The following is a 21,514-nucleotide window of genomic DNA, read 5'->3' as shown; positions in this document are numbered from 1 at the left end:
CTCCACCGCCGTCCGGGAACTTCCCGCCACACCACCCTATGACCGCCGTCATAGGGGCAGCTACTATGACCGCTGTCATAGTCGGTCACCCGACCGACCTCAACCGCGGCCCAGTCCTGGTCCGGGTCCGAGTCCGAGTCCGGGCAAGGTGGTACAGCGTGTACGTGGGATTCGTCGGTCTCGGAGTCATGGGACAGCCCATGGCGCTCAACCTCGGCCGCGCCGGGACGCCCCTCGTCGTGTGGAACCGCACCCCCGGCCGGTGCGAGCCCCTGCGTGCCGCCGGAGCCGAGGTCGCGGCGAACCCCGCCGAGGTCTTCGACAGAGCCGGCACGGTGATCCTCATGCTGGCTGACGAGAGGGCGATCGACACGGTCCTCCGACGCGGCACCCCCGACTTCGCCGCACACGTCGCGGATCACACCGTCGTCCACATGGGCACGACCTCGCCCGAGTACTCCGCCGGTCTTCAGGACGACATCAGAGCCATGGGCGGCCGGTACGTGGAGGCCCCGGTCTCCGGCTCGCGGGTACCGGCCGAACAGGGCGAGCTGGTGGGGATGCTGTCGGGTGACTCCGCCGCCGTGGAAGCCGTACGGCCCCTGCTCGCCCCCATGTGCCGGCAGACGTTCACCTGCGGGCCGGTGCCGGACGCGCTGCTGATGAAACTCTCCGTGAACCTGTTCCTGATCACGCTGGTGACAGGGCTGGCCGAGGCGTTCCACTTCGCCGACCGGCACGGCCTCGACCGGCGTCTGCTCGGGGAGGTGCTGGAGGCGAGCCCCATGGCCAGCGCCGTGTCCCGGACGAAGGCGCCGAAACTGCTCGCCCGCGACTTCACCGTCCAGGCCGCCGCCGCGGACGTCCTGAAGACCAACCGGCTCATCGCCGAAGCCGCCCGCAAGGCGGGCCTCGCCTCCCCGCTCCTCGACATCTGCCACACCCTCTTCGCCGAGACCGTCGAGCAGGGCCACGGTGGCGAGGACATGGTGGCCGTACTGCGCGCGCTGGAAGCCCGGACCGGCGGCGCACGTCCGACCGGCACACCCGACAGCTGAACGGCTCGCGAAGTTCCTGCACGGCCGCACCCCGCACCCCCGCACAACCGGTGCGGGGGTGCGGCCGTGTGCTCCTGCTCAATGCCCGCGGAACGCCTCCTCCAGCCACCAGGCTCCCCGGTCCGCGACGACCTTCGCGTCGATGAGCAGGGGCGCGGACCGCGGCCCGGCGAGCCAGTCCTCGACGGCCCGCAGATCGGCCCGGGTCCGCACGGTCACCGCTTCGAAGCCGTGGCCCCGGGCCACCGCGGCGATGTCCGTCGGCGGGAACTCGACCGTCGCGAGCGGATATCCGTCCGGACCGAAGTGGTGCACCTCAGCGCCGTAGGCGTCGTCGTTGTAGACGATCACGACCATCGGCAGTCCGAGCCTGCGCACCGTGTCCAGTTCCGCGGCGCCCATCATGGCTCCGCCGTCCCCGAGCGCCGCCACGGCGAGCCGGTCCGGCCGCGCCAGGGCCGCGCCGATCGCGGTCGCCAGTCCCAGGCCGATCGACTGGAACGCCTGGGTGAAGCACAGGCCGTTCTCGTCCGGCACCGACAGGAACATGCTCGGATAGCCCATGAAGTTGCCCGAGTCCACGCCGATGACACGCTCCGCGGGAAGGAGCTCGTCGAGCGCGATGCTCAGCGTTCGCGGGTCGATCCTCTCGCGGGTGCTCATGTCGTCGTACGGGACGTCCCGCCAGCGCACACGCGCGGCGATGGCCTCAGCCGTGCCGGCGGTCCGGTAGCCCTGCCGCGGCTCACCGCCCGCCTCCAGCGCACGCCGCGCGGTGCGTTCCACGTCACCGGTGACCTCGACCCCTGCCTCGCGATGCGCACCGAGCGCCGACGCGTCGTCGTCGACCTGCACCACGGTCGTGCCCGCACCGATCAGGCGGCCGTGCCGCGTCGTCCACATGTTCAGGGCGCAGCCCCAGCCGACGATCACGTCCGCGGCCCCGATCAGTTCGGCCGCCAGCGGCGACGAGAACCCTCCGGACACGTCGAGCGACCACGGACTGCCGTGGAACAGACCACGCGCCACGGCCGAAGTCGCCAGCAGCGCCCCGTGGCGTTCGGCGAGAGCTTCGAGAGCGGCCCGTCCACCCGGCGAACGTGATCCACGGCCGGCGACGAACACCGGCCGCCGCGCCCGTTCGAGCACCCGCACCAGCGCCGCCACGTCGTCCGCCGACGGCTCGACCGCCGGCCGTTCCGACGGCGGCCCGGCCTGCGCCGGGAAGCCTTCGGGCAGGTCCAGGGCCTGTACGCCCAGGGGAAGGTTGAGCAGTACGGTGCGCCGCTCGTGCAGGGCTCGTTCCACCGCGGCGCGGGCCTGCCCCACCGCGAGTTCGGCCGAGGTGATCCGCAGCGGGACCGCGCCCACCGCTCGCGCCAGCGCCTCCTGGTCGATGTGGAAGTTGGACCGGGGCTCGGTCACCTCGGCGGCGAGCACCAGCAGCGGAGTGCGGCTCTTGGCCGCTTCGGCGACACCCGTCATGGCGTTCGTCAGGCCCGGGCCCTGATGGACGCTCAGGGCGGCCAGGGTGCCGCTCGTGCGCGCGTAGGCGTCGGCCATCGTGGCCGCACCGCCTTCATGGCGCGCGGCGACGAAGCGCGCGCCCGCCGCGACCATGGCGTTGGTCAGATGGAAGTTGCCCGATCCGACGACGCCGAAGACGTGACCGACCCCGGCAGAGCACAGCGCCCGGCCGACGGCCTCCGCGACCTTCACGAGCGTTCGACCAGCGCGAGCACCCGGGCGGGAGACCCCGAGCCGGAGACGATGGGAAGCGGTCCGGCGACGACGACACTGCCGGTCGGGGGCAGCACCGCGAGGTTCCGCAGCTGGGTCAGCCCGTACTTGTCGCTGCCCATCAGGTAGGAGTGGCACGGAAAGGCCGGATCGAAGGAGTGGCCGCGTCCGGCGTCGGTGCCCACCGTCTCGACGCCGAGGCCGAGCACCGGGGACTCCTCGGCGACCCAGCGGGCACACTCCGCCGACAGGCCGGGGGTGTGCGGGCCGTCGCCGTCCGCGTTCAGGAACTCCTCCTGCGAGTGCGAGCGGGCGTCCCAGCCGGTACGCAGCATCAGCCAGCCGCCGTCGGGCAGCGGCCCGTGCTCGGCCTCCCAGGCCCGCACGTGCTCGACCTCCACCAGGAAGTCGGGGTCCTGCGCCGCCTGCGCGGTGAAGTCCAGTACGGCGGCCGGCGCGATCAGGCGGCCCGCCGGCACGGAAGCCACATCGTCGAGGTCCTTGCCGCTCACCCAGTGGTTCGGGGCGTCGAAGTGGGTGCCGGTGTGCTCGCCGCTGCGGAAGTTGTTCCAGTACCAGGCCGGCCCGCGGTCGTCGTACCTGCTGATCTCCTCCAGTTCGAAGACCGCCGTCTGGCCGAACTCGGGCGGCAGTTGGATGACCGGGGTCGACGACGACAGCGGCGCCGTGAGGTCGACGACCTCGATGAACCCTCCTCGCAGCCCGGACACCAGCGCGGCGAGGACGGACGGCTCGGGCATGGCGCCTCCTGGGACGGTGGAAGAACTGACAGCATGCCAGCCCGACATGACGGCCGCTCAGATGAATGCGCCGATGCCGGTGTCGGGTGGCGCGTCACGGGTGAGGACCGCCGCGGCCGCCGTCGGCGTACGCGCGGACCTCCTACTTCGCGAAGGGCCCGCCCAGGTCGGGGTACGACAGGCCGAGGGTGACGACGGTGTAGTGCTTGGCGCCGGTCGTGGTGGTGCCGGACGCCGAGCCCTTGAGCAGGTGCACCATGCCCCACCGGGTGTTGTCGAGCTGTTCGTTGGTGTCGACCGCCAGCTCCGCGCGGCCGTCCTGTGTGTAGTCGGCGAGCTTGACGGCAGAACCGAAACGGTCCTCCCTCTCCGGTGCTCCGGCCACGTCCGCGGAGTCCTGGTCGAAGGCGACCGCTCCGGTGCCGGTCAGGCCGCCGGAGCCACCGCGCAGCACGGTGACCGCCCCCGCCTGGTCGACCGTGCCGAGGGCCTCACCGGGAGACCCGACGGCGAGATCCGCGTACCCGTCGCCGTTGACGTCACCGGCGCTGACCACGGCGCCGAACCCGTCGTCGTCCTCGACCGTTCCCGGGACGCCGGGCGTGGCCTGGGTGAGCGTCTCGACGCGCTGTACCGCGCCGCCCGCGCTTCCGTAGTGCACGACGACCGACCCGCGGCCTCGGTCGGTGTTCTCGTAGCCGCGGCCGAAGGCGAGGTCGCCGTAGCCGTCCTTGTCGAAGTCCGCGACGACGGTGCGCTCCGTGCCGTCGACAGAACCGCCGCCGTCGTCGGGGACCCGCACCGATCCGGCCCGCTGCGTGAACGACGCTCCGCCGCGGTGCAGGAACCCGAAGACATGGCTGGAGTCGTCGTCTCCGAGGTCGTCGCCGATGAGGTAGAGGTCCGTGGCACCGGTGCCGTCGACGTCGCCCGCGGCCAGTTGCTCGACGCTCAGGTAGCCGTACGCGTCGCCGAGGGCCACGTGGCCGCTGTGCTCTCCGCCGCGGGTGAAGGGACCGTTCAGGACCACCGCGCCGGCGTCGCTCTGGCTGGCGGAGGCGATGTCCTGGTCGCCGTCCCCGTCGAAGTCCCCCGTGGCCAGGGCCTGTCCGAACCAGTCCCCGTACGTACCGCTGTTGGTGTACGGGGAGTGGAAGACGGTGCCGGAGCCGAGGCCGCTGCTGCCGCCCCAGACGACGGTGAGTCCGCCGCGCTTGTCCACCTCGCCGACCTTCTCGCCGGGCGAGGCCACGATCAGATCCCCGTAACCGTCCTGGTCCAGGTCGGCCGTCGCCGCGGCGGAGCCCCAGGCGTCGCCGCTCTCGACCACGCCCGGGATGCCCGGCGAGTCCTGATGGAGGATCTGCGTGCGCGTGCCGGGTCCGCCCGCCGTGCCGTAGACCACGGTGACCCGGCCGTCGTCGCCGTGGCTGCCGCCGGTGAGGACGAGGTCACGGTGTCCGTCGCCGTTGAAGTCGTCGGCCAGTCCGGCCGGAGCGGCGGTGGCGACGGGGGCGGCCAGCAGCGAACTGCCTGCCAGGGCCGCCGCGACAGCCGCGGTCAGTGCGAATCTGGTGGGGCGCACGAAAGTCCTTCTCTAGGCCTGCGGATGGGCCGGAGGGCTCATCTCCTGACCCTACGACCGCGCACACGTGCCGAGGGTTGTACGCGGTTGCGTAGGTGATCCACAGGAGAACCGGTGCGGGCGTGGCATTGTCGAATGGTCGTCCCGCGGCCCGTATCAAGCGGGGGCGGGCATCCCCGGGACGGGCGCGGGGGTCTTCACGTCGGGCGCGTGAGCGCCGGTGACGGGCGGGACGGCTGCGGGATGCTCCGGTGGCCGTCCAGCAGCGCGCTCCCGAGCGCGGTGGCACTGTGGTGGACACTCTGTCCGCGGCGGTGCGTGACGATGAGGCACGAGTCGCGCAGCGCCGCGGCGTGCTGGGAGACCGACGCCGGGGAGACGGCCAGCCGCCGGGCCAGCTCACTGGTGGATCCGCCGCCGTCGGCGACGGCCGCCAGCAGGTCGGCACGGGTCCTCCCCAGGAGGGTGCTCAGCGCCTCCCGCGCGTCGCGGACCCGACCGGCATCGGCCTGCGACCACCCGAGGTCGTGGCTCACCGGATAGACGATCACCGGAGGAAGCTCCGGATCGCGCAGCGTGATCGGGGCCCGCCAGCAGAAGAAGGAGGGCAGCAACAGCAGGCCGCGCCCGTCGAGGTAAATGTCGCGGTCATGGGGGCTGGCCACGGTCAGGACACCGGGCTGCCAGCGCAGGGAAGGGTGCAGCGCGGCCAGCATGCCCTCGGTGCCCCCGTCCAGGATCGACCGGACCCGGACGGCACGGTCCGCCTCGATCGAGGAACCCACCTGCGCCCAGTACGGCCGCAACGCCACGTCGAAGTAGCCGCGCAGGGCCGCGCCGAGGCAGAGCATCGCGTCGGAGCCCGCCTCGGCCAGCGACAGGGTTCGCGACCCCAGGGGCCGGACCGCGGCGAGCCGGGCGACGTCGTGTCTGAGCCGACGGCGAGGGGTCGACAGGACGGCGTCGATCCCCGGTTCCAACTCGCCCCGGTCGGGCAGCGGCGTGAGGAAATCGGCTGAATACCCACGGGGCGGTGCCAGGTCGAACAGCAGCCGGGTGGTGCCGGGCAGACGGCTGCGGACGTGCCGTCTCCACGCGCCGAACACGACCGACCCCTCGGTTCCCCTCAGCAGGTGCAGGCTGAGCAGCAGCTCCCACAGGGGGTCCGGACCTGCCGCCATCCGGATGCGGGCCATGTCGGCGTCCGTGAAGTGGAACTTGAGCATGGTTCCCCCATGTACGTTCCCGAGCTGGTGGTCGTCCCTTACTGAATTAGAGCCGCTCGGCGTGACAGGAGTTGCACAAGGTCCGGAAGCCGGGCACGTAATGGCCGATTCCGCTCGGCTCATAGGGGGACGCGCCGCGACTGCCCTGGCGAGGGCGGCCACCCCGGCGGAGCCGTGCGCCACCGAAGGTCGGCGGACCGCCGTGATTGTTCATGGCATCGGGGTAACCGGCGGGTGAGCAGCCACAGGATGGACGACCGTGACCGGGCCAGGACGCCGGGCGCGCGCTCGCATGCCATTCTGACGGGGGCGGGACCCGTGCGCCGATCCACCGGCGCGAGCGGCTGCCGGGCTACGAAGGGACCACCTGTGGTTGATCCTCAGAAGGCGTCGGCCGCCGCGAACGGTGCCGACCCCGCCGTCGAGGCGAGTCTGCTCGCCGGACTGCTGGTGGACGAGGAGCGGCCCGAGCAGCCTGTCCTTTTGGACGGCGAGGGCAAGCCGCTGGACACCTGGCGCGAGAACTATCCGTACGAGAAGAAGCTTCGCCGGCAGGCGTACGAGCGGCAGAAGCGGATCCTGCAGATCGAACTCCTGAAGCTGCAGAAGTGGGTGCGGGAGACCGGCCAGCGGATCGTCGTGGTGTGCGAGGGACGCGACGCGGCGGGCAAGGGCGGCACCATCAAGCGTTTCACCGAACGCCTGAACCCGCGTGGAGCCCACGTGGTGGCGCTGGACAAGCCCACCGAGAAGGAGTCGGGGCAGTGGTACTTCCAGCGCTACGTCCCCCATCTGCCGGGGGCAGGTGAGATCGTCTTCTTCGACCGGTCCTGGTACAACCGGGCGGGTGTGGAGCGGGTCATGGGCTTCTGCACCCCGGCCCAGTACCGGCACTTCCACGAGCAGGCGCCCGTCTTCGAGAAGATGCTCACCGATGACGGGATCGTGCTGGTCAAGTTCTGGTTCTCGGTGTCGCGCGCCGAGCAGCGCACCCGGTTCGCCATCCGCCAGGTCGACCCCGTCCGGCAGTGGAAACTGTCCCCCACCGACCTGGCCTCCCTCGACCTGTGGGACGCCTACACCGAGGCGAAGGTCGACATGTTCCGCACGACCGACACGCCCTATGCGCCGTGGACCGTGGTGAAGAGCAACGACAAGCGTCGCGGCCGCCTCGAGGCCATGCGCCATCTGCTCCTGCGCTGCGACTACGCGGCGAAGGACGAGGAGGCCGTGGGGACGGCCGATCCGCAGATCATCGGTGCCGCCGACACCTTGCTGGAGAGCGGCGAGGAACCGACGGACCTCTCCCCCACGCCCCTGTCGCCCCTCGGCGACGGTCCGGGCCGCCACCCCGAGGAGGCGCCGGGCCCCGGAGAGAAGGCCTGAGCGTCACAAAGCCGTCGGTACGCGGAGGCCCGGCCGCCGTCCCACTCGGTCCGCAGTCCGCGGTCCGATGGGTGCAGGCCGATGGGCGCTCGGCGGCAGGCCGCCGAAGAGGCCTCAGTCGTCCGGCCTCAGGCCTCAGCCTTCGGCTGGGTGAGGCGGATGCTGTTGCCGAAGGGGTCGCGGAGGCCGCAGTCGATGCCGTACGGGCGCTCGGTGGGCTCCTCGGTGAACTCGACGCCCCGGCTCAGCAGCGCCTCGTAGGTCTTGCGGCAGTCCTCCGTGCTGAGGATGAGGTGGCCGCCCATGACGCCCTTGGTCACCAGTTCGCGAACCTGCTGTGCCGTCTCCTCCGACATCGCCGGGGGTCCCGGCTTCTCCAGCAGGATCTGACGCTCCGGGTGGCCGGGGACGCTGACGGTCAGCCAGCGCATGAAGCCGAGGTCGACGTCGGCGTTGACCTCCAGGCCGAGCTTGCCGACGTAGAAGTCGAGGGCCTCGTCCTGGTCGAGGACGTAGATCTGCGAGTGCGTGATTGCGGTGAACATGTGCGTCACGCTACCGAGGGGACCGGACGAAAACTTATCCAAAACTGCTCAGTCGGCGAACGCGAAGGCCGGGACCGCCGGGGCCGCCGGGGCGGTGAGTGCACCGGCCGCCAGGAGCGGACGGTCAGGCACGCGGCCGCGTCCACGCCATCGTGAAGCACGTCGGCACGCCCCGGGACGCCGGCCCGGTCGGGTCCGCCGAGCGACCGGCTTCCTGCCGGTAGGCCCGCGGCGAGCGGCCGACGATGTCGCTGAACGTCCGGCTGAAGGTTCCCGGACTGCCGAAGCCGACTTCGAAGCAGATGTCCGTCACACTGCGGCCGGTTTCCCGCAGCAGGAACATCGCCCGCTCGACGCGGCGGCGCTGCAGGTAGCGGTGCGGCGTCTCGCCGAAGGTGGCACGGAAGGTGCGCGTGAAGTGCGCCGGGGACACATGGGCGATCCGGGCGAGAGCGGGGACGTCGAGCGGCTGCGCGTAGGCACGGTCCATCGCGTCGCGTGCCCGCAGCATGCGGCGGTTGGTCTCCTCTGCGGCGCGGCTCACGGCGCCATCACACCACGGCTGCCCACCGCCGGTGACGGGTCCGGCGTACGGGTTCGGCGCGATTGACAAACCGGAACCGTGTTCCGTAACGTAAACGGAACAACGCTCCGCTTTCGGCGCGACCGAAACCGGGCGCTCCCGCCCGCCTCACCCGCCGCCGGCCGACGAGACATCCGGCGTGCGGCGAAGGCCATCGATTGGACACCGCATCATGAGCGAACCGACCCGTACAGCCGACCTTTTCACCCCGCCCACTCCCGTTCTCTCCGTCAGCCCGGTGGTGCTGTCGGCTCCCGACCGGGCCGTGGACCTGGAGATACGGGTCTCCGCGCCCGTGACCGGGAGCGACCTGCCGGTCGTCCTCCTCTCGCACGGACAGGGTTACTCGAACCACCTCTCCTCGCTGCACGGCTACGCCCCCCTCGCCAACTTCTGGGCGGCGCGCGGCTTTGTCGTGATCCAGCCCACCCATCTGAGTTCGAGGACGCTGAGCCTGGATCCCGCCACCCCCGGAGCACCCCTTTTCTGGCGGTCGCGAGCCGAGGACATGAGGCGCATCCTCGACCGGCTCGACGTGATCGAGTCCCTGGTTCCGCAGCTTTCCGGACGCCTGGACCACGGCAGCGTCGCCGTCGCCGGGCACTCCATGGGCGGGCACACCGCGAGCCTGCTGCTCGGCGCCCGGCTCACCGATCCGGACGACGGCACGGAGGTGAACCTGGCCGAGCCCAGGATCAAGGCCGGAGTGCTGCTCGCCGCGCCCGGCCGAGGCGGCGACGCCCTCACCGGGTCCGCGGCCGAGAGCCTCCCCTTCCTCCTGACCACGGACTTCTCCAGGATGACGACGCCCGCGCTCGTGGTCGCCGGCGACAAGGACACCGCCACCCACCTCACGGTCGCGGGCGCGGACTGGTATGCCGATCCGTACACCCTCTCCACGGGCCCCAAGTCCCTGCTCACCCTGTTCGACGCGGAGCACGGGCTCGGCGGGGTCGCTGGATACGACGTCGCCGAGACCACGGACGAGAACCCCGAGCGGGTGGCCGCGGTCGCACGGCTCGCCTGGGCCTACCTCCGCTCGGCACTCCGGCCCGGGGATGCCGCGTGGCAGACGGCGCGTGACGCGTTGACGACCGGCCCCGACCCGCTCGGACGCGTCGACTCCAAGTAGGCCGAGGAGACGCCGTACGCACCCGCTCAGGTGTGGGCGCCGCCGGATGCGCCGGCCGCCATGAGCTTGCGGGTGAACCGGTGCATGTGGGGATCGAGGGTGTCCCCGGGCTCGGCGAGGACCTGCGGCAGGGACAGCCACTTGACCGTCTCGAACTCGCCCTCGTCGAACGACGTGACGCTGCCGACGTCCGCGTGCAGGACGTACCACAACGACACATCCGTGTGCCGGCCCTGCCCCCGCGTCCGCGTGACGGTCAGGAAGAAGGGCACCGCCCCAGCGACCCGGGACGGAACAGCCTCGATGTGCAGCTCCTCCCGGCACTCGCGCACCACCGTGTCCCACGGATCCTCCGCCGGCTCGACATGACCGCCGCTGGGCAGCCACAGACCGGCTTTGCGGTGCGCGACCAGAAGGAGCTCTTCTCTGATCTCGTCGAGGACCACGAAGTAGCTCACGAGGTGGACCGCGGGCACGTCGGGTTTCCGTGTCCGGTACAGCGGAGCCCCGCCCGCGATCCATTCCGCGGCCGTGGCGAGATGCGCCCGCTCCTGCTCGTCCCAGGGGCGGACACCGTCGAGCAGGCGCGCCAGGCGCCCCCGCAGAAGCTGGTCGGTCAACTCTGAACCCCCGGTCCCCGTCACGGTGTTCATGCTGCCAGGAGGGTGCGACATCCCGGCTTCCACGGGCCGGGAGCACGACAGGACGAGCCACAGAACCGCAAAGAATTCTTCGCGAACAACTCTTTGCGAAGAACTCTTTGCGGTCTAGGGTGCTCGGTATGACTGAAGCCGACGCGGCGCCGCAGCGCCCAAATACCCAGCAGGACACGGTCGTTCTGGACGCGAAGGGTCTGCGCGCTCTGGCGCATCCACTGCGGGTGCGGCTGGTGGGACTGCTGCGGAAGCACGGCCCGTCGACGGCCACCCGGCTCGCGGAGCGCCTGGAGATCAATTCCGGCACCGCCAGCTACCACCTGCGCCAACTGGCGGGCGCGGGTCTCGTCGAGGAGGACACGGAACGCGGCAACGCGCGTGAGCGCTGGTGGCGTTCGGTGCATCGCAAGACATGGTTCAACGACCGCGACCTGGCCGAGCGCGAGCCGGAGACGACGCTGGTCTATCTGAGGTCCGTAGCCGCCACCTACACCGCGCGCACGGAGCGGGCCCTCAACGAGCTCCAGACCATGCCCCGCGTGTGGCGGGACACCTTCGACATCAGCGACTGGGGCCTGCGACTGACCCCCGAGGAGGCTGCCGACCTCTACGAGGAGTTGCGGGGAGTCGTCAGCCGGTACCGCCAGGACACGCCGGAGGCCGCGGTGTCGGCCCCCAAGGGCGCCGAGCGGTTCTCTGTGATCACTCATCTGCTGCCCGAGCCCGATGCACCCTCGCCGTCGGCAGACCCTGCGGAGACCGACGAGGCGGCGGCACCGGAAAAACCGTGAGCGGGACCGCCTCGAGTACGGACGCCATACCTGGCCGACGGTCGTTACGGCCGCTGGTCGGCGTACTCACGGCGATGACGGTCTCGCTGACCGGCACTCGGATCTCGGGCATCGCGCTGCCCTGGTTCGTGCTCGTCACGACCGGCAGCGCCACTCAGACCGGGCTCGTCGCCTTCTTCGAGATGACTCCCTATGTGGTCGTCAAGGCCCTCACCGGGCCACTGGTGGACCGGGTGGGCCCGCGCGTCATCTCTTGGACCACCGACCTGGCCAGCGCGTCCGCCGCCGCTGCCGTTCCGCTTCTGCACGGTCTGGATCTGCTCTCCTTCCCCCTGCTGCTGGTCCTGGTGGCGCTGATCGGAGCGGCCCGGGGCCCCGGTGACCTCGCCAAGGAGGTCATGGTGCCGGAGGCGGCCGACCACAGCCGGGTACCGCTGGAACGGGCAACGGGCCTGTCCGGCGTGATCGAGAGGCTCGCCTCCACCGCGGGCCCCGCGGTAGGCGGCTCCCTGGTCGCGCTGGTCGGCCCTCTGACGGGCCTGCTGGTCAACGCGGCCTGCTTCGCCGCCGGTTCGGCGGTCATCGCACTGATGCTGCCCCGAGGTGTGGGCCGTTCCGCCGAGGACGCCTCGTCGCGCGACGGAGAGGGACCGGGTTACTGGCAGCGGTTCCGCGAGGGTTGGGCCTTCCTGCGCGGCGACCCACTGCTTTTCGCCCTCATCATGATGGTCGGCGTCACCAATCTGCTGGACGCGGCGTTCGCCGCGGTGCTCGTTCCCGTCTGGGCCCGGGAATCCGGGAACGGACCGACCGCGATCGGTCTCATGAGCGCGGTCGCGGGAGCCGCGGCGATCGGCGGGAGCCTGCTGGCGACGGCGGTCGCACACCGGCTGCGCGCCGGGCGGTGTTCTTCATCGGGTTCCTGGTCGCCGGGGCGCCACGGTTCCTGGTCCTCGCCGCCGACGCGCCGATGGGTGCCGTGCTGACCGTCTTCGCCGTCAGCGGTTTCGGCGCCGGCTTCCTCAACCCGATCATCGGAGCCGTCCTCTTCGAGAGGGTGCCACGCCCTCTGCTCGGCCGGGTCAACGCCCTCGGTGACGCCATGGCATGGTCCGGCATCCCCCTGGGCGGGCTGATCGCCGGAGCGGCGGTGGCCATGGCCGGACCGGTGCCGGTGCTGCTGGTCGGCGGGGTCGCGTACTTCCTCACCACGAACCTGACCGGCTTGCGGCCGGAATGGCGGGAGATGGACCGCAGCCGCGGGCGGGCGCCCTCCGGCGGCGGAGCGAAGGCTGACGCGCATCCCGATGACCGGGCAGCACCACGGTCCTGATAGCGTCGCGCTCTTCTCCGGCCGGCCGGACGAGGTCCTCAGCAGCAGGTATCGATGACCGATCCCCACCAGCGACTCCGGTACGCACTCGACGCGCTGGACACCGCTTTCGCACCACTCGTCGATCAGCCGTTCGCTGCGGGTGGTTGCGGCCACTGCTACCCCGAGGACGACCTCGCGGTCCTGGCCGGGCCCCCGCATCTCGTGCCGGAGGATCTGGTGGCGTCCGTCGCGGCCCGGTCCGCCGGCCACTGGGACGACTTTCCCACCCTGTACCGGCGGCTGACACCGAGGATCGTGCGGCTCCTCGTCACCGGGCGGCTGCACGTCGATCACGGCCTGGTCGCCTCGCGGCTCGTCGCCGCCCGGTGGCGCGACTGGCCGGGGCCCGAGCGGGAGGCCCTGGAGGAGGTGTGGCGCGGCTGGTGGCGAGCGACGCTGCACGAGTACCCCGGTCCCGTCACCGACGTGCTGGAGACCGTCGCGGTCAGCGGCGGCACCCTCGGGCCGTGGCTGACCGTATGGGCCGACACCCGTACCGAGTCGGCGGACCGTCACCTCCGCGACGCGGTCGACGGCTGGCTCTTCGAGGAGCAACTCGCCGATCTGCGCCTCGGCTTCTACACCGAACTGCCCGCCTCACCGGAACTGCTCCCGTGGCTGCTCTCCCTGGAAGCCGGCCGCCTCGGCGCGGCACGACTCGGCGAGGTGGAACGCATCGCGCACCGTTGATCCACCCCCTTGCGATCCACCCTTGCGATCCACCCCCTTGCCTCACCTATCGATTCTCGATAGATTTCTATCGCTGGTCGATCGAGGGAGTGGTGATGGGGAAGCTGACAGTGCTTGCGCTGCGCGTCGTACTCGTGGCGCTGATCGCTGGTTCGCTGTTCGTCCAGACGGTGATGGTGCCGCTGCTGGCCTCGGACATGAGGGAGCTCAACAGCGACTACGCGTATCTGCGCACCCCGTTCCTCGTCATCACGGTCCTGGGCGTCGTCACGGCCCAGGTCGTCCTCGTCTGCGTGTGGCGGCTGGTGACGATGGTGCGGCGAGGGACGGTCTTCTCCCCCGCCGCCTTCCGGTACGTGCACATCGTGATCGGCGCGGTCGTGGCGGCCGCCTTCCTGCTGTTCGGGCTCGCGGTCCTCCTCGCGCCGGGCGAGGCCGTCGCCCCCGGCGTGGTCCTGCTGATCTGCGGGGCCGTCGTGGCGGTCCTCGGGGTCGCGCTCGTCGTGCTCGTCCTGCGGATGCTGCTCGCCCAGGCCGTCGCCCGTGACGTCGAGGCGGCGCAGCTGCAGGCCGAGCTGGAAGAGGTGATCTGATGCCGATCACCGTCGACATCGACGTGATGCTGGCCAAGCGGAAGATGTCCGTGGGCGAGCTCGCGGACCGCGTGGGGATCACGCCGGCCAACCTGGCCGTACTCAAGAACGGCCGCGCGAAGGCGGTACGTTTCGCGACGCTCGCCGCGCTCTGCGAGGTGCTCGAGTGCCAGCCGGGGGACCTGCTGCGCTGGGAGGCCCCGTACGCAGAGGACTCGGAGAACCCCGGCGGCGAGTGACGTCAGCCGTCCACGACAAGGGGCGGGGCCGACGCGCCCCAGGCCACCCGGCTACGACGGCGGCGTCCGTGACTCCGCCCGTTCCGCCCCTTCCCCGTCCCGGACCCGATCAGCCCGCCGAGCCGCGGAAGGTCGCAAGGAAGGTCTTCAACGCCTGCTGATTGGCCGGGGAGTCATAGTCGGCCTCCGGAGTCGTCCAGCGCAGCGAGAAGCCCTGGCCGCCCCCGATGAGGAACCCGCGTCCGAACGTGCGCACCCGCGTGCCCTCGGGCTCTTCGATCCACTGCATGTCGGCGGCCTTGCGGCCCTGGTAGGTCGTCGCACGGATGGCGCCCAGCCTGTCGTACCCGGACCCCTGCCGCAGCAGCGCGGGCTCGACGGTGTCCCGCCACACGGCGACCGGGTCGGAGCCCACGCGCGTGCTGTAGGTGACCGTCAAATTCCGCGGGTCGCCGGCGGCGCCGAGGACCACCCGGTAGGAGCGGTCCTCGGCACGGTCGGCGCTCAGCCGCTTCCAGCCCTTGGGGAGAGCCACGGCGAAACCCTCGGGTGCCTTCGAGACACGGAACCCGGGCGGGAGCGTCGACGTGGCGGAGGGCGAAGGGGAGGGAGAGGGAGCGGACGAGCGGGAGGGCGAGGGCGACGCGGAGGCAGTCTCCCTTCCGGGCGGCGGCGTGCTCACCTCGCTCGCCGCCCCGGTGGGGATCACGGGCCCCGTGCGGGAGGGCGCCGCGTCGGGTACGGAGGAGTCGTCGTCGGAGCTGTCGCCGGTCACGGCAAGGGCGGTGACCGTCACCGCGACGGCAGCGACGACCGCGGCCCCGACGAGCGCCGCACGGCCGAGGTTCTGTCTGCCCCCGGCTCTGCCCAGGAGTCCGCGCGCCGACGGCCGCGACTGCGGATTCGCCGCCCGAGCCGCTCCGGGGTTCTCACTGATGATGTCTCTGAGGACTTCTCGCACCGCGGGGCCGGTCGGCCGTTCACGGGCGTCCTTGCGGAGCAGTGCCTGAATGATGTCGGCCAGCGGGCCGGCGCGCCGCGGGCTGCGCAGCGGCAACCGCACGATCGCCTTGAGGGTCGTCTCGGGCCTGCCGCGGTCACGGAAGGGCGGGCGCCCTTCGGTCATCGTGTAGAGCAGCGCGCCCAGGGCCCACAGGTCTGCCGGAAAACCGTAGGACTCGCCACGGGCCTGTTCCGGGGAAGCGTACGCCGGGGCGCAGATCCGTGCCGGCGGAGCCACGCCCGCCAGACCGTAGCCGGAGACGACCACACCGCCGTGGTCGCGTACGAACACCTGACCGAGGCTCAGCTCGCCGTGTACGAGGCCCTCGCTGTGCGCGGCCTCCAGCACGTCGAGCAGGTCGAGCCCGATGCGGGCGGCCCGCGCGCATTCGAGTGCGCCGTACTGATCGAGGAACTCGCCCAGGGGCATGCCGTCGATCCACTCGACGACCGTCCACAGGCTGCCGGACTCCTCGACCACGTCGATGACGTTCGCGGCCTTGCCCGGCCAGCGCAGTGCCATGATCTCGGAGGCGCGCATGATCCGTGTGATGGCCGCCCCGGCCGACTCCTCCGACGGATCGGGCGGCAGCTGCGTCTGCGTCAGCAGCCGCGGACGCGCGGACTCGGTGTCCTCCCCGTACCAGCAGACGCAGTTCGCTTCACGGTGGACGACCTCCTGAAGCCGATACCTTCCGGCAACCAACTCATTCGCAGCGGCGCCCGCGTTGCCCATGCCCATCCCTCGTCGAACCCTGGCTCCCAGTCCTCAGGAGTACGCAGTGGGTCATGTCCTGCGTTCAACGGATCCGCAATCGCCGGCGACGAGGTGGCCGTCGAACCGGCTCCCCCTGCCATGGAACGGGTCACCACCGCGGTCGTGGCACGGATCACCACACGGCCGGAGCGCAAAGAGGCGGGAAAGCGGACGTTTGACCTCCCCAGGTTCCACGTCCGCTTTCCCGCCGACAGGGGGCCACTACCCGCAACTTCCGGGGCTATGCCAGAACTCGGCCCAGACGGAGGATCTTCCGTCTCCGCCCCGGGCCGTTGCGGCTCACCGACACGTTTTCCCAGGCCCGCGGCCTGAAGCCCTGGTCCGGTCCTTTCCGCGAAAGACGGATGCGTACATGTGGAAAGAGGGGGTAGATGCGGCCAAGCACAGGGTGAGGGTGGACTGCATGGAATCATTGATCAGGGGCGGAGGCCGAATGGCGCCGCAGCGTGGCCGCATACAGACCACTGTTGCTTTGGAAGGCGATTCGTTCTGCATCGCGGAGGCCCGCCATCTCGCGGCCGACTTCCTCGCGCGGGCCCAGTCCGTACACGGCCTGCCGGTCACGGCTCGCGCGGTGGACCTGACCCAGCTGGTGGTGAGCGAGCTGGTCACCAACGCGCTGAAGTACGCGCCGGGGCCTGTCCTGCTGGATCTGCGGATCGTCGGCGGCACGCTCGAGGTGGTCGTCTGGGACAGCGATCCGGTACTGCCGGTGGCCCGGGCCGCGGACCCCGGACGAGTGGGTCAGCACGGCCTGGAGATCGTCATGGCCATCTGTGAGGGCTTCGAGGTCCAGAGGGAGCCGGTCGGCAAGCACATCACCGCGCGGCTCGCCCTCCTCGGCGACCCGGACACCGTCTGACGACCCACACCCCGGCGCCGACAGCCGGACGGCTGACGGCTGACGGCAACGAGTCCCCGTACGGCTCGGTCGACTCGGCCTGTCGGCATCAAAGTCCACATGGACGCGCCGTGCCGGGGCACTCGTGACTCACCTGACCGATCGACAGGGAGTCCGCCCGTGATAGTTGTCGCCATCGTTGCCGTATGTGTCGTGCTGGCCGTACTGGCCTTTCTCGTCCCCCGTATCTCACGTCACCCCGAACGCGGCACTCAGCGCTCGCTCGGCGCCGGTGCGCGAGCCGGCAGCAAGGCTCCCGGCCCTCTCGGCCGATGGCTCAGCAAGCCGTTCCACACCAGTTCCCGTGCGGTGGGCCGCAGCGGCTCGGCCGGCCGTCGCACCCGTGGCCGTCTGCCCTTCTGACCACGGCGAGGCCATGCCGTCTGGCTGCCGCCCGGAAGGGCCTGGATTTCCGCCCGTACGCCCCGGAACCCGACACGGGTTCCGGGGCGTACGACTGCTCCACCGGCTTTCGGCTTCCGTGTTCCGGAGTTCCGGAGTTCCGGAGTTCCGGAGTTCCGGAGTTCCGGAGTTCCGCGTGTCAGTCCACGATCACGACGCCGAGCGGCGCCGCTCCGGCCGTCCGCGTGAGGAGGCCACCGAAGTTGTCCTCGACCTCGGCCTTCTCCGCCGCGTTCGGGTTGGGGTTCGTGCACGCGGTTCCCGCGCTGGAGCCGGACATCAGACTTGAGCAGGGACCGGGCTTGCGGTCCGGCAGACCGAGGATGTGCCCGAGCTCGTGGGCCGAGATACGGATCGTGTCGTACCCCTGATTCACCGCCTGGCGTCCCATGTAGACGGTGCCGTTGCCCAGTGAGGTGGTCTGGGCGCGGGGCCAGCCGTTGTCCGCCAGGACCCGTATGTTGGCGCGCTGTCCGGTCGTGACCGGGCGCAGTTCGACGGCGTCGACGCTGTTGTTCCAGATCGCCGCGCCCCGGTCGACCGCGGTTCTGAACTCCGCGGAACCGCTGGCGTCGTAGGTGAGGATCCGGGCGGCGGCCGTGCGTTCCGCGACCGGCGCCGGAGCGGCCACGGCCTGGCTGCCCATCAGGGAAAAGGTCACCGCCAGGGCGGCGGTGAGTCCACTTGTCAGCTTGCGGACGTGCATGGTCGACCTCCTTGTGGGGGGAAGGTAGTCGTGCACATGACATGACATTCCCTGGCTCCCTGCCCAGCGGGCACGGTTGTCAATCCGTCAATCCGGCCGCACGTGGAACGCGAACCGGGCCCGGCCACTTCTCAAGTGGCCGGGCCCGGCACTGCGCCCAAGACGCGTCAGCCCTGGCGGGCCTTGTGACGCGGGTCCTTCTTGTTGATCACGAAGACCGAGCCCCGTCGGCGCACCACCTGCGCCCCGGGCCTGGACTTCAGCGAGCGCAACGACTTGCGCACCTTCATGCCTGCACTCCCCTCCTGCTCGGGCACCGGCCGAACGTCACCGGGCAGCCGATGCGGTGCGGCCGTATCGCCGCTCGAACCGCTCCACGCGGCCCGCGCTGTCGACGACCCGCGCGGTCCCCGTGTAGACGGGGTGACCGGCCGACGAGACCTCCACGTCGATCAGCGGATAGGTGTTGCCGTCCCGCCACTCGATCGTCGCTGCCGAGCGGGCGGTCGAGCGGATGAGGAACGTGGCGTCCGCGGCACGGTCACGGAAGACGACCGGGCGGGAGACGGGATGAATGCCGAGTTTCATGGGGTTTCCTTCCTTGCGGTCGTCCACCGGAGGGCGACGACTTCGTTCATCGCTCCTCGCGGAACGGGACGTGCTTACCCGCCACCTGGTCGTACTTGCGCAGGACCAGCGGGTCCGGGTCGTTGAGACGGTTCTTGCGCGTCACGTAAGTCGCACCGGTCCCCGCCGTGGACCTCAACGTCACCACCGGACGCGCACCACTGGTAGCCACGAGGTTCTCCTCTCGCTCCCCCTTGGGACCCATCCGGCCGATGGGCCATTTTTTGAAGGGGTCATGTCATTCACGTGCGGTACAACAGGGCCTGCCGCGGCTGTATTCCCGCCACGGCACGCACCCGGCTCCGGAGACGGCTCCGGAGACGTGCCGGACGGGCGGATGCAGGAGCCACGAAAGACGGTTCGGCTCGCTCGTCCGGCAGCGGACGGCCGGTCGGCTCTCCCGCGTGGCGTCGCTCCCGGCGGTCGGGGACTCGACGCGGCGCCGGATCTCGTCGCGGACCGGGCGGACAGCGTCGACGCACACCTGTGCCGGACCCTCCAGGGCCCGGCGCAGGAGGGCCGGGCGGGCGTCACCACGGCCCGTCCGCTCCCCCGCCGTCGCCGCTACGCGGTCGACGTCAGACGGATCAACAGCACCCCGGGCGTGCCGGGCAGCGACACCCGGACGCCGCTCCCGTCCCAGAGCGCCGAGGCCGCGGAGCGGGACGCGGGCAGGGACGGGTGCAGGATCTCCGCGTGCACCTCGCGTCCGGCCAGGTGCCCGACGGGAAGGCGGACCCCGCTCTCCCCGCCGCGGCGCCAGACCGAGAGGTACGACGTGCGGCCGTCGGGCACCCGCATGCCCAGCGCCGACCACTGGTCCTCCCATCCCGGCAGGCCGAGCGGCCAGAACGGCAGGGCCTCGGCCAGATCCCCGCGAACCGTCTTGTAGACGGCCACGGCATCCCGTACGAGCGCGAGCCGGTGTTCCGGCATCCGGTCCAGGTGGCCCGACAGGTGAATCCGGCCGAGCATCGCCCCGCCGAGGGTGAACGCGATGAGGTCGTCGTCGAAATCCGGCTGGGGGTAGGCCCAGACGGCACCCTGCTCGGGCGGGACCGCCGTCGGTGCGGCGGCGGCGATCGGCGGGCAGCGCAGGGGGTCCTGCTGGTCGCTGGTGGACTGGAGCTGGGTGACGGCCAGCGTGGCCCCGTCCATCCGCATCCCACCGGAGGCACAGTTCTCGATCACCAGGCCCGGATGCCGGTCCAGCACCTCCGAGAGCCAGTCCAGATACGCCTGGGCATGGCCCAGCAGGCCCGCCCCGGGGGCGATGTCACCGGGCCCGCAGGTGCCGGGGTCGACGAGGATGTTGTAGTCTAGCTTGAGGTAGCCCACCCCCCAGTCGCCGACGATCCGGTCCACCGTCCTGTCGAGGTGCGCCCGGGCGGCCGGGTGCCGCAGGTCCAGCTGGTGCCGGCCCTGTTCGCTCAGCCGCACACCGTCCCGCTGGAAGAAGGCCTCCGGCGGAAGCTCGGACGCGACCGGGCTGCGCACTCCCACGACCTCGGGCTCCAGCCACAGCCCGGGCACCATGCCGCGCTCGCGGATCCGGTCCAGGACCGCGTGGATGCCGCCTCCGGGGAAACGGCGTGACGACGGCAGCCACTCGCCGACGCTGTCCCACCAGCCCTCGGTGCTGTCGTCGTACCAGCCGGAGTCGATGCAGAAGTACTCCGAGCCGGCCTCGGCGGCGGCGTCGATCAGCGGGAGCAGCTTCTCCGTCGTCGGGTCGCCCATCAGCGTGTTCATGTAGTCGTTGAAGACGACGGGCAGCGCGGTGTGGTCGGGGTGCGGGCGGCGCACGGCACGGCGGTACGAGGTCAGGGCGCCGAACGCGTCGTCGAGTCCCGAGCCGAGGGCGAGGACCCCCCAAACGGTGGTGAACTCGGCGCCGGGCTCCAACTCGACCCGCCACTGGTGCTCCGCGTCCGTGGGTCCGTTCAGTGCGAGATACGTACCGTGGTGACGCTCGCCCAGGTCCCAGCGCCAGCCCGCCGGGGACTCCACCTGCCACAACCAGGTCCGGCCGCCGTCGCGTTCGGTGAGGGCCCCCATCGGCAAATGTCCGCCGCTGGACCAACTGCCGCGCCCGGTCAGGGAGAGCGCGGCCCGGCTGTCGTGCTGGTGGACGTCGACACTGATGTCGGCGACGGAGGCACTCAGCGGCTCGGCGTACCAACGGCACTCCGCCAGCCAGTCGTTGCGGGCACGGTGGACGTCCAGCCGGTCGGGCGCCGGCAGGGCGCCGAGCAGCAGGCTGCTGACGGACTGCACCACGAGCGCCTCGTGTCCGTCGTTGCGCAGTCGCACGCGGGAGCGCAGCACGGGCAGGCCGACGGGCGAGGACAGCTCGACGAAGGCCGTCAACCCGGTCCTGTCGTCGTGGAGTTCGGCGGTCAGACGGGTCCAGCCGTCGCGCTCCTCGATGGTGTGGGTGCGGTACCGCAGGCGGGCGCCGAGGGCCGTGCCGGTGAAGCGCGGCCCGGACCAGCCGCTCCCGTGGCCGAGGGCGGTGAGCTCCACGAGGTGGAGTGGCGCGTCGGGTTCGGCGGACTGGGACACCGGGTCGCCGGGGTGGGCCAGCCGGACCAGCCGCAGGGTTCCGTCGGGGCCGGTGGCGAGCTCCGCCTCCAGTGCCCGGTGGCCCCAAGTGACCTTCTGGTGCGAGTCGTTGGGGGCCGTGCCCGCCGCGTCCGACGTAACGGTCAACGTCTTCCCCTCCCGGTGACCGCCGC

The 21,514-nt window shown here is 71.2% G+C and carries 22 protein-coding genes and 1 pseudogene; 10 read left to right on the top strand and 13 right to left on the bottom strand.

From position 1 onward, the window contains the following. Positions 1 to 158: 158 nt before the first annotated feature. Positions 159 to 1,058 (top strand): NAD(P)-dependent oxidoreductase, encoded by a 900-nt coding sequence (locus KUF83_RS20715; RefSeq protein ID WP_217456227.1) that lies wholly within the window; start codon positions 159 to 161, stop codon positions 1,056 to 1,058. 78 nt (positions 1,059 to 1,136) lie between these two features. Here the strand turns inward: KUF83_RS20715 and KUF83_RS20710 are convergent, their stop codons facing one another. The 4 genes from KUF83_RS20710 to KUF83_RS20695 all read right to left on the bottom strand — a co-directional run bounded on the left by KUF83_RS20710 (position 1,137) and on the right by KUF83_RS20695 (position 6,370). Continuing rightward, entirely contained in the window at positions 1,137 to 2,777 is a 1,641-nt protein-coding gene (locus tag KUF83_RS20710; protein WP_217456226.1) for a thiamine pyrophosphate-binding protein, read from the bottom strand. Continuing rightward, the gene (locus KUF83_RS20705) at positions 2,774 to 3,559 is read right to left on the bottom strand and encodes a cyclase family protein (RefSeq protein ID WP_217456225.1); all 786 of its coding nucleotides are present in this window, start codon (positions 3,557 to 3,559) and stop codon (positions 2,774 to 2,776) included. The genes KUF83_RS20710 and KUF83_RS20705 overlap by 4 nt, the downstream gene beginning before the upstream one ends. 142 nt (positions 3,560 to 3,701) lie before the next feature. After that, the gene (locus KUF83_RS20700) at positions 3,702 to 5,144 is read right to left on the bottom strand and encodes an FG-GAP and VCBS repeat-containing protein (RefSeq protein ID WP_217456224.1); all 1,443 of its coding nucleotides are present in this window, start codon (positions 5,142 to 5,144) and stop codon (positions 3,702 to 3,704) included. A 197-nt stretch (positions 5,145 to 5,341) separates the two neighbouring features. Beyond that, positions 5,342 to 6,370 (bottom strand): helix-turn-helix transcriptional regulator, encoded by a 1,029-nt coding sequence (locus tag KUF83_RS20695; RefSeq protein ID WP_217456223.1) that lies wholly within the window; start codon positions 6,368 to 6,370, stop codon positions 5,342 to 5,344. A gap of 369 nt (positions 6,371 to 6,739) precedes the next feature. On the opposite strand from KUF83_RS20695, the gene ppk2 reads away from it, so the two are divergent. Then, a complete protein-coding gene (gene ppk2, locus KUF83_RS20690; RefSeq protein WP_308403073.1) occupies positions 6,740 to 7,756 on the top strand; it encodes a polyphosphate kinase 2 in 1,017 nt (338 codons plus the stop codon). Between the two features lie 128 nt (positions 7,757 to 7,884). Here ppk2 and KUF83_RS20685 read toward each other — a convergent pair whose 3' ends face one another. Both KUF83_RS20685 and KUF83_RS20680 read right to left on the bottom strand, forming a co-directional pair. Continuing rightward, positions 7,885 to 8,301, bottom strand: a complete 417-nt coding sequence (locus KUF83_RS20685; RefSeq protein WP_217456222.1) for a VOC family protein — start codon at positions 8,299 to 8,301, stop codon at positions 7,885 to 7,887. Positions 8,302 to 8,425: 124 nt separating this feature from the next. Beyond that, positions 8,426 to 8,845, bottom strand: a complete 420-nt coding sequence (locus KUF83_RS20680) for a helix-turn-helix domain-containing protein (protein ID WP_217456221.1) — start codon at positions 8,843 to 8,845, stop codon at positions 8,426 to 8,428. A gap of 211 nt (positions 8,846 to 9,056) precedes the next feature. Between KUF83_RS20680 and KUF83_RS20675 the strand changes: the two genes are divergently transcribed. After that, positions 9,057 to 10,016 (top strand): chlorophyllase, encoded by a 960-nt coding sequence (locus tag KUF83_RS20675; protein ID WP_217456220.1) that lies wholly within the window; start codon positions 9,057 to 9,059, stop codon positions 10,014 to 10,016. A gap of 26 nt (positions 10,017 to 10,042) precedes the next feature. Here the strand turns inward: KUF83_RS20675 and KUF83_RS20670 are convergent, their stop codons facing one another. Then, positions 10,043 to 10,636, bottom strand: a complete 594-nt coding sequence (locus KUF83_RS20670; protein ID WP_254644109.1) for an NUDIX domain-containing protein — start codon at positions 10,634 to 10,636, stop codon at positions 10,043 to 10,045. Positions 10,637 to 10,797: 161 nt separating this feature from the next. On the opposite strand from KUF83_RS20670, the gene KUF83_RS20665 reads away from it, so the two are divergent. From KUF83_RS20665 to KUF83_RS20645, 5 genes and pseudogenes are all read left to right on the top strand, one after another. Further along, positions 10,798 to 11,463, top strand: a complete 666-nt coding sequence (locus KUF83_RS20665) for a transcriptional regulator (RefSeq protein WP_217456218.1) — start codon at positions 10,798 to 10,800, stop codon at positions 11,461 to 11,463. After that, positions 11,460 to 12,796 (top strand): annotated as a pseudogene (locus KUF83_RS20660) (MFS transporter). The gene KUF83_RS20665 and the pseudogene KUF83_RS20660 overlap by 4 nt, the downstream one beginning before the upstream one ends. A 54-nt stretch (positions 12,797 to 12,850) precedes the next feature. Further along, the gene (locus tag KUF83_RS20655; protein WP_217456217.1) at positions 12,851 to 13,528 is read left to right on the top strand and encodes a hypothetical protein; all 678 of its coding nucleotides are present in this window, start codon (positions 12,851 to 12,853) and stop codon (positions 13,526 to 13,528) included. 95 nt (positions 13,529 to 13,623) lie between these two features. After that, a complete protein-coding gene (locus tag KUF83_RS20650) occupies positions 13,624 to 14,121 on the top strand; it encodes a DUF2975 domain-containing protein (protein WP_217456216.1) in 498 nt (165 codons plus the stop codon). After that, complete coding sequence (locus KUF83_RS20645) at positions 14,121 to 14,360, top strand: helix-turn-helix transcriptional regulator (protein ID WP_217456215.1); 240 nt, start codon at positions 14,121 to 14,123, stop codon at positions 14,358 to 14,360. The genes KUF83_RS20650 and KUF83_RS20645 overlap by 1 nt, the downstream gene beginning before the upstream one ends. 109 nt (positions 14,361 to 14,469) lie before the next feature. On the opposite strand, the gene KUF83_RS20640 is transcribed toward KUF83_RS20645, so the two are convergent. Further along, the gene (locus KUF83_RS20640) at positions 14,470 to 16,098 is read right to left on the bottom strand and encodes a serine/threonine-protein kinase (RefSeq protein WP_217456214.1); all 1,629 of its coding nucleotides are present in this window, start codon (positions 16,096 to 16,098) and stop codon (positions 14,470 to 14,472) included. Positions 16,099 to 16,573: 475 nt separating this feature from the next. Here KUF83_RS20640 and KUF83_RS20635 point away from each other — a divergent pair, with 475 nt between their 5' ends. Together KUF83_RS20635 and KUF83_RS20630 are read left to right on the top strand one after the other, a co-directional pair. Continuing rightward, a complete protein-coding gene (locus KUF83_RS20635) occupies positions 16,574 to 17,002 on the top strand; it encodes an ATP-binding protein (protein ID WP_254644108.1) in 429 nt (142 codons plus the stop codon). Positions 17,003 to 17,161: 159 nt separating this feature from the next. After that, positions 17,162 to 17,404 (top strand): DUF6411 family protein, encoded by a 243-nt coding sequence (locus tag KUF83_RS20630; RefSeq protein ID WP_217456212.1) that lies wholly within the window; start codon positions 17,162 to 17,164, stop codon positions 17,402 to 17,404. A gap of 178 nt (positions 17,405 to 17,582) precedes the next feature. On the opposite strand, the gene KUF83_RS20625 is transcribed toward KUF83_RS20630, so the two are convergent. From KUF83_RS20625 to KUF83_RS20605, 5 genes are all read right to left on the bottom strand, one after another. Further along, on the bottom strand, positions 17,583 to 18,149 hold the full coding sequence (locus KUF83_RS20625; RefSeq protein WP_217456211.1) for a snapalysin family zinc-dependent metalloprotease: 567 nt from the start codon (positions 18,147 to 18,149) through the stop codon (positions 17,583 to 17,585). Positions 18,150 to 18,316: 167 nt separating this feature from the next. Next, positions 18,317 to 18,439, bottom strand: a complete 123-nt coding sequence (gene ykgO / locus KUF83_RS20620; RefSeq protein WP_217456210.1) for a type B 50S ribosomal protein L36 — start codon at positions 18,437 to 18,439, stop codon at positions 18,317 to 18,319. Between the two features lie 37 nt (positions 18,440 to 18,476). Then, positions 18,477 to 18,737: a type B 50S ribosomal protein L31 gene (locus KUF83_RS20615; RefSeq protein ID WP_217456209.1), complete on the bottom strand. Its 261-nt coding sequence runs from the start codon at positions 18,735 to 18,737 to the stop codon at positions 18,477 to 18,479. Between the two features lie 46 nt (positions 18,738 to 18,783). Continuing rightward, complete coding sequence (gene rpmG, locus KUF83_RS20610) at positions 18,784 to 18,948, bottom strand: 50S ribosomal protein L33 (protein WP_217456208.1); 165 nt, start codon at positions 18,946 to 18,948, stop codon at positions 18,784 to 18,786. 392 nt (positions 18,949 to 19,340) lie between these two features. After that, positions 19,341 to 21,488: a glycoside hydrolase family 36 protein gene (locus tag KUF83_RS20605; protein ID WP_217456207.1), complete on the bottom strand. Its 2,148-nt coding sequence runs from the start codon at positions 21,486 to 21,488 to the stop codon at positions 19,341 to 19,343. Between the last annotated feature and the right edge of the window lie 26 nt (positions 21,489 to 21,514).

The organism is Streptomyces sp. BV286, from assembly GCF_019090165.1.
GTDB lineage: Bacteria > Actinomycetota > Actinomycetes > Streptomycetales > Streptomycetaceae > Streptomyces.
The sequence above is the reverse complement of the archived record's forward strand: the minus strand, read 5'-3'. Positions and strand labels throughout refer to the sequence as shown.